The following is a 14,546-nucleotide window of genomic DNA, read 5'->3' on the forward strand; positions in this document are numbered from 1 at the left end:
GCGGGGCGTCCGTGTTTGTCGGCACACCCTGCGTGTAAGTCTCGTCTCACCTGCACCAAAGCGCCCCCACAGGCCCTACCCGCGACGCGAACCCGCCGTATTGTCTAAACGTCAGCCCCCGGGAGGAGCCCTCATGACCGCGCCCGTCGTCCACTCGCTGCGGGAACAGATCCGCGAGCACATCGTGGAGGGAATCGTCAGCGGGCGCTGGCAGCCGGGCGAGCGCATCGTGGAGCGCCGGATCGCCACCGAGCTGGAGGTCAGCCAGACTCCGGTGCGCGAGGCCCTGCGCGAGCTGGAGTCGCTCCGGCTGATCGAGTCCGCGCCGAACAAGGGCGTGCGGGTGCGGAATCTGACGGCGGCCGACCTGGAGGAGAGCTACCCGGTCAGGGCCGGCCTGGAGGCCATCGCGGCGGAACTGGCGGCCGACCGCCTCGCGGGGGACTGCTCGGCCCTGGAGCCGCACGTCCTGGCCCTGTACGAGGCCGACCGCAACGCCGACGGCACGGCTCAGGTCCGGCACACCGTCGGCTTCCACCGCGAACTGGTCCGAGCGGCGGACAACTCGGTGCTGCTGCACACCTGGGAGGGCCTGGGCATCGAGGTGTTCACGGCGCTGTCGATCCGCTGGCTGGGCACGGTGCAGCAGTCGTACGCGGAGGAGCACGAGGAGCTGGTGCAGGCGTTCAAGCGCCGGGATCCGAGGATCGCGGAGCTGGTGAAGGCGCACGTCCTGGGCTGCGCTCCGCGCGCTTGATTCAGTCGAGCAGACCCTCGCTCAAACGCCGCCCCACCTGCGAAAACAAGGCGTTTCAGCGTCACCCGGTGCCATCGCCGAAGGCACCGGGTGCCTACTTTCTCGAAATCGAGAGGTTTTCACCCTCAACCCTTTGATCGATCATCGATCAGGGAGTTACAGTCGCCGACGGACCTCCACCGAGGTCCGCTGCCCTGTCCTGCCAAAGACACAAAGGGCACCCCCGAACCCTTACCGATGAGGGAACCCCCTTCGACTGAGGAAGGCGGCGACATGACCGACCCCAACGCCATCCAGCCGAGCGCGCTCGACCAGCTCCCGGACCGCGACCCGGAGGAGACCGCCGAATGGCAGGCCTCCCTGGACGCCGTGGCCAGGGAGGCCGGGCCGCACCGCGCCGCATACCTGATGCGCCGCACGCTGGAGCGCGCCGAGGCGGGCGGCATCGCGCTGCCGAAGCTCCTCGAGACGGACTACGTCAACACCATCCCCACCTCCGCCGAGCCGGGCCTGCCCGGTGACCCGGAGATGGAGGCCCGGATCACCGCGTGGAACCGCTGGAACGCGGCCGCGATGGTGACCCGTGGCTCGAAGCACGGCGTCGGCGGCCACATCGCCACCTTCGCCTCCGCGGCCTGGCTGTACGAGACGGGCTTCAACCACTTCTTCAAGGGCAAGGAGACCGGAGACGCTGCCGGCTCCGGCGACCAGCTGTACATCCAGGGCCACGCCTCCCCGGGCATCTACGCCCGCGCCTTCCTCGACGGCCGGCTGAACGAGGCGCACCTCGACAACTTCCGCCAGGAGTCCGGCGGCAACGGCCTGCCGTCGTACCCGCACCCGCGCCGGCTGCCCTGGCTGTGGGAGTTCCCGACGGTGTCGATGGGCCTCGGCCCGCTGTCGGCGATCTACCAGGCGCGCTTCAACCGCTACCTCACCAGCCGCGCCATCAAGGACGTCTCCGCGTCCCACGTCTGGGCCTTCCTCGGCGACGGCGAGATGGACGAGCCGGAGTCGACGGCGGCCATCGCGCTCGCCGCCCGTGAGGAGCTGGACAACCTCACCTTCGTCATCAACTGCAACCTGCAGCGCCTCGACGGCCCGGTCCGCGCCAACTTCAAGATCGTGCAGGAGCTGGAGGCCCAGTTCCGCGGCGCCGGCTGGAACGTCATCAAGACGCTGTGGGGCACGGCCTGGGACGAACTGTTCCAGCTCGACACCACCGGCGCGCTGGTACGCCGCCTGCGCGAGGTACCGGACGCGCAGATCCAGACGTACCAGACCCGCGGCGCCGCCTACATCCGCGAGGACTTCTTCGGCAAGGACCCGGCGCTCGCCGGGATGGCGAAGCTGCTGAGCGACGACAAGATCCTCGAGTGCTTCCACCTCTCGCGCGGTGGTCACGAGGCCCGCAAGGTCTACGCCGCGTACAAGGCCGCCGTCGAGCACAAGGGCGCGCCGACCGTGATCCTGGCCCAGACGGTCAAGGGCCACACCCTCGGCGAGGGCTTCGCGTCGAAGAACGCCAACCACCAGATGAAGAAGCTGACGGTGGACGAGTTCAGGACGATGCGGGACCTGCTCGGCCTGCCGATCAAGGACAGCGACTTCGCCGACGGCGTGGTGCCCTACGGCCACCCGGGAGCCGACTCCCCCGAGGTCCGCTACCTCCAGGAGCGCCGCGCGGCCCTCGGCGGCCCCGCCCCGGCCCGCCGCACGCACTCCCTGGCCCCGCTGCCCGCCCCCGCCGAGAAGGCCTTCGCCTCCTTCGACAAGGGCTCCGGCTCCCAGAACGTCGCCACCACCATGGCCTTCGTCCGCCTGGTCAAGGACCTGGTCCGCGACAAGGAGACGGGCAAGCGCTGGGTGCCGATCGTCCCCGACGAGGCGCGCACCTTCGGCATGGAGAGCCTCTTCCCCTCCCTCGGCATCTACTCGCCGAAGGGCCAGACGTACGAGCCGGTCGACCGCGACCAGCTGATGTACTACAAGGAGGCCAAGAACGGCCAGATCCTCAACGAGGGGATCACCGAGGCCGGTTCGATGGCCGACTTCATCGCCGCGTCGACCGCGTACGCCACGCACGGCGAAGCGATGATCCCGTTCTACATCTTCTACTCGATGTTCGGCTGGCAGCGCACGGCCGACCAGATGTGGCAGCTCGGAGACCAGCTCGGCCGCGGCTTCCTCGTCGGCGCGACGGCCGGCCGCACCACGCTGACGGGCGAGGGCCTGCAGCACGCCGACGGCCACTCCCCCGTCATCGCGGCCACCAACCCGGCGGCGCTGACGTACGACCCCGCGTTCGCCTACGAGATCGCGGTCGTCGTCCGTGAGGGTCTGCGCCGGATGTACGGCGAGGCCAAGCCGGGCGAGGACCAGAACGTCTTCTACTACCTGACGGTCTACAACGAGCCGCTGCCGCAGCCGGCCAAGCCGGCCGGGCTCGGCATCGACGAGGGCATCGTCAAGGGCCTGTACCGCTTCAACACGGCGGAGTCCGCGGGCGTGACCGCCCCGGCCAACGCCCCGCGCATCCAGCTGCTCGGCTCCGGTACGGCGATCCACTGGACCCTGGAGGCGCAGAAGCTGCTCGCCGAGGAGTGGGGCGTGGCCGCCGACGTGTGGTCCGCGACCTCCTGGACGGAGCTGCGCCGCGACGCGCTCGACGCCGACGCGGCCCTGCTGCGCGGCGAGGAGCGGGTGCCGTACGTCCGCCAGGCCCTGCAGGGCGCGGAGGGTCCGGTCCTCGCGGTCTCCGACTACATGCGCCAGGTCCCGGACCAGATCGCGCAGTGGGTCGAGCAGGACTGGTCCTCGCTGGGCGCCGACGGCTTCGGTCTGTCGGACACCCGTGAGGCGGCCCGCCGCCACTTCGGCGTCGACGCCGAGTCGATCGTCGTGGCCGCCCTGGCCCAGCTCGCGAAGCGGGGCGAGGTCAAGGCGACGGCGGTGAAGGAGGCCCGGGAGAAGTACGGGCTGTAGTCACCGAGGTCCTGTGAAGGGGTACGGCCACGGCCGTACCCCTTCCTTGTCGTCTTCCCTGTCGTCGCGGGCTCCCTCCTTGTCGGTGGCCCCCGGCATCATGAGGGGCATGCGTGCCGCCCGGCTCATCAAGATGGTTCTCCTCCTCCAGTCCCGGCCCGTCATGACCGCCGCCGAGCTCGCACGGGAGCTGGAGGTGTCGGAGCGGACGGTCACCCGGGACGCGCAGGCGCTGTCGGAGGCGGGGGTGCCGGTCTACGCCGACCGGGGACGGGCCGGCGGGTACCGGCTGGTCGGCGGTTACCGCACGCGGCTGACGGGGCTGGCCCGGAGCGAGGCCGAGGCGTTGTTCCTGAGTGGGGTCCCAGGGGCGCTGCGGGAGATGGGGCTGGGGGACGCGGCATCGGCGGCCCGGCTGAAGGTCTCCGCCGCGCTGCTGCCCTCCCTGCGGGACGCCCCGGACAGCGCGGCCCAGCGGTTCCATCTGGACGCTCCCGCCTGGTTCCGGGAGCCGGAGACACCCGCGCTGCTCCCCTCGATCGCCGGGGCGGTGTGGGAGGACAGGCGCGTCGCCGCCCGATACCGGCGCGGGGACGCCGAGGTGCGGCGGACGCTGGAGCCGTACGGGCTCGTGCTGAAGGCGGGCGTCTGGTACCTGTGCGCGCGGGTCGCCGACGGCGGATCCCACCGGACCTACCGGATCGACCGGTTCACCGGTCTGGACACCCTGGACGAACGCTTCGACCGCGACCCGGACTTCGACCTGCCCGGCCACTGGGCGGCGCAGGCCGAGCGGTTCGCGCGGTCGATCCTGCGCGCCGAGGTCGTCGTACGGCTGACCGCGGAGGGCGTACGCAGGCTGCCGTACGCCGTCGATCCGCTCTCGGCACGGGAGGGGCTGCGCGGCGCGGGCGAGCCGGATGACGAGGGGTGGGTGAGGGTGACGCTGCCGGTGGAGTCGGAGGAGATCGCGCACACGCAGCTTACGGCGCTCGGGCCGGAGGTCGAGGTGCTGGCGCCGGCGGCCCTGCGGGAGCGGTTCGCGGCGGACGCGGCCCGGCTCGCCGCGTTCTACCGGCGCGCGGACGTCTGATAACGATCCGCCGCACTCCGCGTGCGCCCCACCGGCTCAGGCCCGATGCTGGTGCCGTGATGGACGAGACGGAGTTCTGGGAGCTGATCGACGCCACCCGCGAGGCCGCCGAGGGCGACCCCGAGGAGCAGGCCGACCTGCTCGTGGATCGGCTGCTCCAACTGGACCCGGACCTGGTCCTGGACTTCGCCCGTCACTTCGAGGCCCGCTACAACCGCGCCTACCGCTGGGACCTGTGGGGTGCCGCCTGGGTGCTGCTGGACGGCGCCAGCGACGACGCGTTCGACTACTTCCGGTGCTGGCTGATCGGCCAGGGCCGGGAGACCTTCGAGGGCGGGCTGCACGCCCCGGACTCCCTGGCCGACCTGCTCGACGACTTCGACGAGGAGATCGACGGTGACGGCGAGGAGCTGGGCTACGCGGCGGACGAGGCGTACGAGCAGCTGACGGGCACCGTCGCCCCGGACCTGGGGATCGAGCCGGCGCCCGGGGAACCGGAGGGCACACCGGTCGACTTCGAGAACGAGGCTGTCCTCTCGGAGCTGTATCCCAGGCTCTGGGACCGTTTCAAGGGCTGATTCCGCCGCCGGACGTCGGGGACGAGCCCGGTCTCCTCGTCACACGGGCGAGTCGGCGCTCTTGCGTTCCGGCGCGTGCAGCGGCGGCGCGGCGTTGGCCCGGTCGAGCGCGGAGGCCGTGGCCGCGGGCGGCCCGACCACGACGGCAGCGGCGACGCAGACGACCGTCCAGGGGCGGCGCACCGCCCGCGTCCACGGGGAGTTCGCCGGCATGGACCGCCGCGACCGCTCGTCCTGCCGTTGCGTGCGACCGCTCATCGTTTCCCCACCTCCAGTCGGCGCGTCTCCGGGTGAGTGCGCGCCTCGACGGTAGGGCGGCCGGCTCAGCGGGCCCGGTGAGCCGCCTGTGGTGTCCCTGTGGGTGTCCGGCCCTGCAGGTGTGCGGCCGTCTCCCGGATCTCCGGGAGCCGTGCGGTCAGGGCGGCGCCGGGGCAGCTGGTCCGGTGGCCGTCGTTGTGGCCGGAGACGGCGGGCAGGGTGGCGGTGCTGCCCGTCCCGTAGCGGCTCAGGCCGTTGCTGGAGACCAGGTGGGCGTGGGAGCGCGGGTCGACGCCGGCGAGGCCGAGTTTCCAGGCGGCCACGGCGGCGATCGCGTCCGTCATGGCCTTGGGGACGGGGACGCCCGCGGTGAAGGTGCCGAGGGCGGCGATGCCGGTGGTGCGGTGGTTGAAGCCCTGGGTGTGGGCCCCGGTGACCGGCCGGTCGACGCCTCCGGCGCGGCCCTCGTAGACGGTGCCGCAGCGGTCGACGAGGAAGTTGTAGCCGATGTCGTCCCAGTCGCGGGATCCGGTCTGGCCGGCGTACAGGTCGCGGATGATGCGGGGCGCGTCTGCGCAGGCGTAGCGGTTGGGCGAGTCGGTGTGGTGCACGAAGACGGCCACCACACGGTCGTCGTAGCGCGGGGGCGGCTGGGAGTGCCGGGCGGAGGTGCGGTCGAGCCAGGTGGAGCGCGGCACGATGTGCGGCCGGGCGGCCTGGTGGGTCGCCCGGGGCGGGACCGCGGGGGGCCTGCCGAAACGGTCCGCGACGGGGCGCTCGGCGTCGCGGGCGCAGAGCACCAGCGCGAGGGCGGCGGTCAGGCCGGGCAGACACCCCAGCAGTACCAGTACGACGCCGGGTACGCGTCCGGCCCGCCGTTTCCGCGTCCCCCGCGCTCTTCGGAAGACGGGCATGATCCTCACCTTCGGCCCGCTCCGCCCGGCTCGCGATGTGTGCTCTGCCACCTGGCGGAACCATCGCCCCGGCCCAGGACGTTTCTGGGGGTATACGCACACGTGGCCGGTTCGTCGCCCGGTGGCCGCACGTGTGCGCGTGACTGATCATCGGGCCCGTCCCGCCCGTACTAGGGGGTCCGAGAGAAAGGCGGCTCAGTGGACCTGCTCGACCTGGTGCTCGCGCTGGTGATCGTCGTCTACGCGGCGTCCGGATACCGGCGCGGGCTGGTGGCCGGATGCGTGTCGCTGGCCGGGTTCGTGGGCGGTGCGGTCGTCGGCGTGTGGGTGCTGCCGTGGGTGACCGGTCTGGTGGCCCGCGGGTCGGCGGAGGCGACCGTGCTGGCGGTGCTGACGGTGCTGGTGCCGGGCATGGTGGGGCACGAGCTGGCGGGCCGGCTGGCGCTGCGGCTGCGCCGGGAGCTGGACCGGGAGGGCCGGGGTCCGCTGCGGGTGGCGGACGGGATAGGGGGTGCGGCGGCCAACTCGGTCGCCGTGCTGATCGTGGCCTGGGTCGCGGCGAGCGTGCTGGGCGCGTCCTCCTCACCGACGCTGACGACGGCGATCCGGAACTCGGCGCTGCTCGGCGCGGTGCAGCAGACGATGCCGGAGACCACCCCCGTGTGGTTCTCGCGGGCCACGTCCGCGCTGACCGAGGCGGGCTTCCCGCAGGTCTTCAACCCGTTCGAGAACGAGTCGACGGCCCGGGTGCCCAGACCCAGCGGGGACAGTGTCACGCCGGCCGCGAGCGAGGCGGCCAAGCGCAGCACGGTGAAGATCGAGGGCGCCTCCGGCACCGAGGGCCGGGAGGGCAGCGGCTTCGTCTACACGCCCCGGCACGTGATGACGAACGCGCACGTGGTGGCGGGCATCGACCACCCGAGCGTGCGGGTGGGCGGGGTCGGGCGGTCGTACGAGGCCCGGGTGGTGCTCTTCGACCCCGACCGGGACGTGGCGGTGCTGTACGTGCCGGGACTGCACGCCCCGGTGCTGCGCTTCGACGGGACCGCCGCGCGCGGCGACTCGGCGGTGGTCGCGGGCTATCCGCAGGACGGGAGCCTGGACCTGCAGGCGGCGACGGTGGCGAACCGGATCCAGGCGACGGGCCAGAACATCTACAGCAGCCGTACGGTCACCCGGGAGATCTACTCGATCCGCTCGACGGTGCTGCCGGGCAACTCCGGCGGCCCGCTGCTGACCACCGGCGGGCGGGTGTTCGGCGTGGTCTTCGCCCGTTCCACCTCGGACACCGAGACGGGGTACGTCCTGACGGCGGACGAGGTGGCGGCCGACGCCGGGCGGGCGGCCTCGGCGACGGCACCGGTGGACACGGGCCACCTGGTCACGTCGTAGGGCAGCCGGTCCGGGGGCTCAGAGGAAGCGCCCCATGGCCACGTCGTCGACGTACTCGTCCCCGAGCAGGAACTCCTCGGGCTGCACGCCCTCGACCACGAAGCCCTCGGACTCGTACAGGGCCCGGGCGGGGGCGTTGTGACCGAGCACCCGCAGGGTGAGCCTGCGCGCGCCGCGCCCCCGCGCCTCCTCGATCGCGGCCCGGACCAGCGTCCGGCCGACGCCCTTGCCGCGCGCCTCGTCGCCGACCACCAGGCCCTGGATCTGGCGGACGTGCGCGTTCGCGGGCAGCGGGGTCGCGCGGACGAGACGGATGTAGCCGACGAGGCGCCGGTCGAGTTCGGCGACGAGGTAGTCCTGCGGCCGATGGCGCTCGTCGAAGAAGGGCGGGTACGGCGGCCGGGGCGCGGGCTGGACGGAGTGCAGGGTGGACCAGGCGGCGCGGTCGAGAAGGGCCAGTTCCTCCTCGTCGGCGGGCAGGGCGATGCGTATGGACGGCTCTGACATGACGGCCACCTTAAGACCTGCCGGACACCGCCCACCTGCCCCGGGAAACCCGGCGCGCACTCCCCCGGGCGGACGGGGGCCTCCGCGGGCGAGCCTCGGCCGCGACGGGGAAGGATGGTGCCCATGGAACGTTCGCGAATCGCGGTGGCCGGTGCGTCCGGTCTCATCGGCAGCGCCCTGGTGCGGTCCCTGACCGCGGACGGGCACGAGGTGGTGCGCCTGGTCCGCCGTGCGCCCCGGGACGGGAGCGAGGTCCGCTGGGACCCCGAGCGGCAGCGGGTGGACGCGGCGGGGCTGGTCGGCTGCGACGCGGTGGTCAATCTCGCGGGTGCGGGGATCGGGGACCGGCGCTGGACACCCGAGTACAAGCGGCTGGTGCGGGACAGCCGGGTGCTCGGCACGGCGGCGCTGGCGGAGGCGGTGGCCTCACTGGACACCCCGCCGCGGGTCTTCGTGAACGGCAGCGCGATGGGCATCTACGGCGACACGGGCGACCGGGCCGTGGACGAGGACGCTCCGCCCGGCGACGGGTTCCTGCCGTCGTTGTGCGTGGAGTGGGAGGAGGCGGCGGCTGCCGTGCAGGAGGCGGGCGTCCGGACGGTGTTCCTGCGCACAGGGCTGGTGATCGCGCGGGGCGGCGGCGCCTGGGGGCGGTTGTTCCCGCTGTTCACAGCGGGGCTCGGGGGACGCATGGGCGACGGGCGGCAGTACTGGTCGTACATCGCGCTGCACGACGAGATCGCCGCGATCCGGCATCTCCTCGACCACGAGTCGCTGTCCGGGCCGTTCAATCTGACCGCGCCGCAGCCGCTGACGAACCGTGAGGTCACCGAGGCGATGGGGCGGGTGCTGCACCGCCCGACGCTGTTCGCCGTCCCGGCGCCGGTGCTTCGGGCGGCGCTGGGCGAGATGGCCGGGGAGGTGCTGGGCAGCCTGCGGGTGCTGCCGAAGCGGCTGCTGGAGTCGGGGTTCACCTTCGCGTTCCCGGGCATCGACGACGCGATCCGCGCCGCCTGACACGACATCGGCGGGCTCCTGGCTCCTGAGATCTTCTGGAATCTCCTGCGACCTCCTGCGATCTCCTGCGATCTCCTGCGATCTCTTGTGACCGTATGCGACCGCCGTGCGACCGTGCCCTGTTCATGCGCGACTGTTCCCGACCGATCGCAGCCCTACCCTCGTCCCGAACTCGGGTATCCCTGGGGCCTGTTGGGGGCATGACGTCTCCACCGGCCGCGCAACCACAGGAGGGGCCTCGTGCTTGAGCCCGCGTACCAGGTGGACGTCGTCATCGTGGGAGCCGGGATCGCCGGACTCTCGGCGGCTCATCGGCTCACCAGCGCAGGAGTAACGACCGCAGTCCTCGAGGCCGCCCCCTACGTGGGCGGCCGCATGTCGACCGAGAAGGTCGACGGCTTCCGGCTCGACCGCATCGGACAGCTGCTGTCCACGTCCTGTCCCGAACTCCGCCGCACCGCGGGGCTCGGCTCCCTCGCCCTGCGCCGTTTCGCGCCGGGCGTCCTGCTCCACCGCGACGGGCGCACACACCGGGCGGGCGCACCGGCGTCCGCGGGGAGCGCAAGGGGCGCACTTCATGTGGTGCGCGCCCTGGCGAGCGCCCCCAGGGGCTCGTCGGCCGCGCCGGGCCGGACCGGTGCGCCGGTGGGCGGCGCGGTCGACCAGGCCCGCCTCGGCACCGCTCTCGGCCGGATCGCCGCCACGCCGGTCGAACGCCTGCTGTCCCGGCCCGAACTGCCCGCCGCGCAGGCCCTGGCGGCCCGCGGGGTGCCCGCCCGGACGATCGACGGCTTTCTGCGCCCCCTGCTCGCCGCGCTGCTGTGCGACCCGGAGCTGACCACCTCCAGCCGGTGCGCCGACCTGGCGCTGCACTCCTTCGCGAGTGGCCGGCTGTGTGTCCCGGAGGGCGGTGCGGAGGTGGTGCCCGAACTGCTGGCCCGGGCGCTGCCGCCGGGCACCGTGCGCACCGGGGTGCGGGTCACCTCCGTGTCCACGACCTCGGTGACCACGGCCGAGCACGGTGTGATCCGCTGTCGTGCGGTGCTGCTGGCCACGGACGCGCGGGCCGCGGCCGGGCTGCTGCCCGGGCTCAGGGTGCCGGACTTCCACCCGGTGACGGTGGTGCACCACACCACGGACGACCCGGCGGCGGTCCTCGCGACGGGTACGTCGCTGCTGCTGGACGCCGACCGCGGCGGGCCGGTCGCGCACACGGCGGTGCTCAGCAACGTCGACCCGAGCCGTGCGCCGGCCGGCCGGGTGCTGATCTCGTCGACGGTACTGGGCACCCCGCCCGACGGGATCGACACCGCCGTCCGCATCCACCTCTCCCGGCTCTACGGCACGTCGACGCGCCGCTGGGAGACGCTGGCGGTGCATCACACCCCGGAAGCGGTACCGGCGATGCGCCCGCCGCACGACCTGCACCGCCCGGTGCGCCTGCTGGCCGGCCTGTACGTGTGCGGCGACCACCGCGACACCAGCACCGTCCAGGGCGCCCTGCACTCGGCCCACCGGGCGGCGGCCGCGATCCTCTCCGACCTCGGCGCGGCGGCCTCGATGCACCACGCGGATCCCGCGCCGACCCTGCCGAGGGCGGCGTAACGCGCCCCGAGGGGCGACCTGCCACGACGGCGCGGACGGCGCATGGCGACACCCGGACCGCCCCGTCGCGGCCGACCGGCGTCGCGACGGAGAGGAAACGCGGCGCCCCGACGCCGGTCACCGCAACGCCGGCGACACGCCGCTCCGCCGCACCGACGCAACCCGCAACGCCGGCGCATCACCGAGCGGACCACCGCCGCCATCGACGGCGAGCGACGGCGCCCCACAGGCCGCCGCCGGACCGCCCCGTCATGACCGACCAGCGTCGCCACGGAGAGGACCCTCACGCACCAAGGCCCGCCACCCCAACACCGACGACATGCCACACCACCGCACCGACACAACCCCCCACAACAGCGCATCACCAAGCGGACGAACGCCCCCACCAACGGCGAGCGACGGCGCCCCACAGGGCGCCCCCGGACCGCGTCGGCGTGGCCGACCGGCGTCGCGGCCCGAGAGGAGCGCGACGCACAGGGGCCGGTCACCCCAGCGCCGCGACCTTCTCGCGATACCCCCGCACCGGTGCCGAGTCCCGGTAGGGCTCCAGCCGGCGCTCGAAATCCCTGACGTACTCCACCGCGCGAGCGCTCCGCATCTCCGCCGCCTGGCCGGCGGCCTCCGCGGCAAGCGTGCAGGCCTGGTCGAGTTCACCGAGGCCGAGCCGGGCGGTGGCGAGGACGACCCGGCAGAAGAGGCGGCTTCGGGCGTAGGAGGGGGCGCGAAGCTGGAGGGAGCGTTCCGCGTGCTGGGCGGCGGCGCGGAACTGCTGCAGGTCCCGGTGGCAGTGTCCCAACTCGTCGGCGAGCTGCGCCTCGTCGAAGAACCGGGCCCAGTACGGCACCTCGTCCCCGGGCCGGGCCACCTCCAGGGCGCGCTCGGCCCGCACCAGCGCCCCCGTGCACGCCCGCACCTCCCCGAGCACCCCGTGCGCGCGGGCCTCGGAGGCGTGCAGCAGCGCCTGCACGACCGGGGGCGCCCCGGTGCCGACCCCCTGCTGCGCCACCCGCGCCAGCTGCACCGCCTCCCTGCCGTGCCCGAGATAGACGGCCTGGCGGCTCATGGTGACCAGCACGTAGGAGCCGTAGGCCCGGTCGCCGGCCGCCTGGGCGAGCCGCAGGGCCTGCACGAAGTAGCGCTGGGCGAGTCCGTGGGCGGCGATGTCGTACGACGTCCAGCCCGCGAGCCGGGTGAGGTCGGCGGCCGCGGCGAACAGGCGGCGGCCGGTCTGCTCGTCGTAGGTGCCGCGCAGCATCGGCTCGCACTCGTGCTCCAGGTACCGCACGAGGGCCTGCCGGGCGTGACCGCCGCCGTAGGCGTCGTCGAGGGTGCGGAACAGCTCGCCGACCGAGCGCAGCGCGGCGATGTCGCCGCCGCTGACCTTGTGCCCGGGGGCGCGGCCGGCCTGGCCGCGGGGCCGGGGCGGGGCCAGTACGGTCTCCGGCCGGTCCTTGGCGCTCGCGGGGCGGCCCTGGGCGGGCACCCGGGCCACCGGCTCGCGGGCCACCTTGTCGTCGGCCTTGCCGATCAGCCAGTCCCGGCTGGGCACGACGAGCCCGGCAGGGGTGAAGGCGATCTTGCGCAGCTCGGCATGGCTGCCGGAGTCCTTGCGCCACAGCCCGCTGACGATGTCGACGGCCTCCTCGGGGGTGGCGGCGAACTCCAGCCCGGCGTACACCGGCGCGCAGGCGTCCAGGCCGAGATCCTGGGCCGTGAGCCGGCGCCCGAGCCGGCGCGTGAACACCTCGGCGATCAGGGCGGGCGTCGTGCCCCGGGGCTGCTGCCCGCGCAGCCACCGGGTGACCGAGGTCTTGTCGTATCTGAGGTCCAGCCCGTGTTCCAGACCGAGCTGGTCGACGCGACGGGCCAGACCCGCGTTGGAGAACCCCGCCTCTGCGATGAGCGCGGCGAGCTGGCGGTTGGGGGTGCGCTGCGCGGGTCGGTCCGTCATCGGCGGTGCGGTCTCCTGCCTTCCGGGCTTCTGAAGTGCCGGGATTGCCTGTGAGCAGCCCATATGGCCTCTCGAACGGCGCGAATGTAGCGGAGAGTGAGCAGACCGTCGCACAATTCCCCGCGCATTCATCCGATCGTGTGAGGATTGCCCGCAGGGCTGACGTACGCCGGTCGGACGTACAGTGGCGTGGGCCCGTTACAGGCCTGACACACCGGTTCGCTGAGGGAGGCGCTTGCCGTGAGTGAGTTGCGGTTCGTCCGTATGGGGTTCGGCGCGGACGCCGTCGATTACCAGGAGGCGTGGGACGAGCAGCGCCGGGTGCACGCGGCCCGGTTCGCCGACGAGGTCCCGGACACCGTGCTGCTCCTGGAACACCCCCCGGTGTATACGGCCGGCCGCCGCACCGAGGCCAGTGAGCGACCGCTCGACGGCACCCCGGTCATCGACGTGGACCGGGGCGGCAAGATCACCTGGCACGGCCCGGGCCAGCTGGTGGGCTACCCGATCCAGAAGCTGCCCCGCCCGGTGGACGTGGTCGCCCACGTGCGCCGCCTGGAGGAGGCGCTCATCCGCACCTGCGCCGAGTTCGGCCTGGAGACCACCCGGGTCGAGGGCCGCAGCGGTGTGTGGGTGCTCGGCGACCCGGTCGAGCGGCGGCCGGCGCTGGGCGGCCTCTCCCTCGACTTCGACCCGCGGCTCGCCGACGAGGAGTTCGATCCCCGCCTCAACGGCCCGGAGTACGCCCCGTCCAACGCCGGCCAGCGCCGCGAGGACCGCAAGATCGCCGCGATCGGCATCCGGGTCGCCAAGGGCGTCACGATGCACGGCTTCTCCTTCAACGTGAACCCGGACAACCGCTGGTTCGACCGGATCATCCCGTGCGGCATCCGGGACGCGGGGGTCGCCTCGCTGGCCGACGAGCTGGGCCGCGACATCACCATCGAGAAGGTCCTGCCGGTGGTCGAGCGCCACCTGACGGACATCCTGGAGAACGCGGACCTGAAGCCGCGGGTGATCGAGAAGGCCTCCGCCTGATCTTGGGAATGCGCCCTGCGGACGTGAGGTTGGCCTCACCAGCAGAGCTCAATGAACACGGGCGTACCCTGGTGTACGCCGACGAATCGAAGCTACAGGGAGCCGACGTGTCCGCAGTCGCACCCGACGGACGCAAGATGCTGCGCCTGGAGGTCCGCAACAGCCAGACCCCCATCGAGCGCAAGCCCGAGTGGATCAAGACCCGGGCGAAAATGGGTCCCGAGTACACGAAGATGCAGAACCTCGTGAAGAGCGAGGGCCTGCACACGGTCTGCCAGGAAGCCGGCTGCCCGAACATCTACGAGTGCTGGGAGGACCGCGAGGCGACCTTCCTCATCGGCGGCGACCAGTGCACGCGGCGCTGCGACTTCTGCCAGATCGACACCGGCAAGCCCGAGGCCCTGGACCGCGACGAGCCGCGCCGTGTCGGCGAGTCGGTGGTCACGATGGA

The 14,546-nt window shown here is 72.9% G+C and carries 12 protein-coding genes and 1 pseudogene; 9 read left to right on the forward strand and 4 right to left on the reverse strand.

The window, feature by feature from the left end; translation table 11 throughout:
* The first annotated feature begins 133 nt into the window (after nt 1-133).
* The 4 genes from AC07CM_RS42840 (at nt 134) to AC07CM_RS42855 (ending at nt 5,413) form a co-directional block, all read left to right on the forward strand.
* Nucleotides 134-757, forward strand: coding sequence for a GntR family transcriptional regulator (locus AC07CM_RS42840; RefSeq protein WP_478881971.1), 624 nt, complete (start codon nt 134-136; stop codon nt 755-757).
* A 273-nt stretch (nt 758-1,030) separates the two neighbouring features.
* A complete protein-coding gene (gene aceE / locus AC07CM_RS42845; RefSeq protein ID WP_478881972.1) occupies nt 1,031-3,742 on the forward strand; it encodes a pyruvate dehydrogenase (acetyl-transferring), homodimeric type in 2,712 nt (903 codons plus the stop codon).
* Nucleotides 3,743-3,851: 109 nt separating this feature from the next.
* Nucleotides 3,852-4,835: a helix-turn-helix transcriptional regulator gene (locus tag AC07CM_RS42850; RefSeq protein WP_478881973.1), complete on the forward strand. Its 984-nt coding sequence runs from the start codon at nt 3,852-3,854 to the stop codon at nt 4,833-4,835.
* Between the two features lie 59 nt (nt 4,836-4,894).
* Nucleotides 4,895-5,413 carry a DUF4240 domain-containing protein gene (locus tag AC07CM_RS42855; RefSeq protein WP_478881982.1) on the forward strand — a complete coding sequence of 173 codons (519 nt, stop codon included), beginning with the start codon at nt 4,895-4,897 and terminating at the stop codon, nt 5,411-5,413.
* 39 nt (nt 5,414-5,452) lie between these two features.
* On the opposite strand, the gene AC07CM_RS42860 is transcribed toward AC07CM_RS42855, so the two are convergent.
* Both AC07CM_RS42860 and AC07CM_RS42865 read right to left on the reverse strand, forming a co-directional pair.
* Nucleotides 5,453-5,671 carry a hypothetical protein gene (locus AC07CM_RS42860; RefSeq protein WP_478881974.1) on the reverse strand — a complete coding sequence of 73 codons (219 nt, stop codon included), beginning with the start codon at nt 5,669-5,671 and terminating at the stop codon, nt 5,453-5,455.
* A gap of 65 nt (nt 5,672-5,736) precedes the next feature.
* On the reverse strand, nt 5,737-6,585 hold the full coding sequence (locus AC07CM_RS42865) for a peptidoglycan recognition protein family protein (protein WP_478881975.1): 849 nt from the start codon (nt 6,583-6,585) through the stop codon (nt 5,737-5,739).
* 198 nt (nt 6,586-6,783) lie between these two features.
* Between AC07CM_RS42865 and AC07CM_RS42870 the strand changes: the two genes are divergently transcribed.
* Nucleotides 6,784-7,977: a MarP family serine protease gene (locus AC07CM_RS42870; protein ID WP_478881976.1), complete on the forward strand. Its 1,194-nt coding sequence runs from the start codon at nt 6,784-6,786 to the stop codon at nt 7,975-7,977.
* Nucleotides 7,978-7,995: 18 nt separating this feature from the next.
* On the opposite strand, the gene AC07CM_RS42875 is transcribed toward AC07CM_RS42870, so the two are convergent.
* A complete protein-coding gene (locus AC07CM_RS42875; RefSeq protein ID WP_478881977.1) occupies nt 7,996-8,484 on the reverse strand; it encodes an N-acetyltransferase family protein in 489 nt (162 codons plus the stop codon).
* A 123-nt stretch (nt 8,485-8,607) separates the two neighbouring features.
* On the opposite strand from AC07CM_RS42875, the gene AC07CM_RS42880 reads away from it, so the two are divergent.
* Nucleotides 8,608-9,501, forward strand: a complete 894-nt coding sequence (locus AC07CM_RS42880; RefSeq protein ID WP_478881978.1) for a TIGR01777 family oxidoreductase — start codon at nt 8,608-8,610, stop codon at nt 9,499-9,501.
* Between the two features lie 240 nt (nt 9,502-9,741).
* The gene (locus tag AC07CM_RS42885; protein ID WP_478881979.1) at nt 9,742-11,106 is read left to right on the forward strand and encodes an NAD(P)/FAD-dependent oxidoreductase; all 1,365 of its coding nucleotides are present in this window, start codon (nt 9,742-9,744) and stop codon (nt 11,104-11,106) included.
* A 484-nt stretch (nt 11,107-11,590) separates the two neighbouring features.
* Here AC07CM_RS42885 and AC07CM_RS42890 read toward each other — a convergent pair whose 3' ends face one another.
* Nucleotides 11,591-13,057, reverse strand: a complete 1,467-nt coding sequence (locus tag AC07CM_RS42890) for a regulator (RefSeq protein ID WP_478881980.1) — start codon at nt 13,055-13,057, stop codon at nt 11,591-11,593.
* 240 nt (nt 13,058-13,297) lie between these two features.
* On the opposite strand from AC07CM_RS42890, the gene lipB reads away from it, so the two are divergent.
* Together lipB and AC07CM_RS42900 are read left to right on the forward strand one after the other, a co-directional pair.
* Entirely contained in the window at nt 13,298-14,095 is a 798-nt protein-coding gene (gene lipB, locus AC07CM_RS42895; protein ID WP_478881981.1) for a lipoyl(octanoyl) transferase LipB, read from the forward strand.
* Between the two features lie 107 nt (nt 14,096-14,202).
* Nucleotides 14,203-14,546 (forward strand): annotated as a pseudogene (locus AC07CM_RS42900) (lipoyl synthase); the annotation flags it as partial.

The organism is Streptomyces sp. NPDC044061 (genome assembly GCF_056434305.1).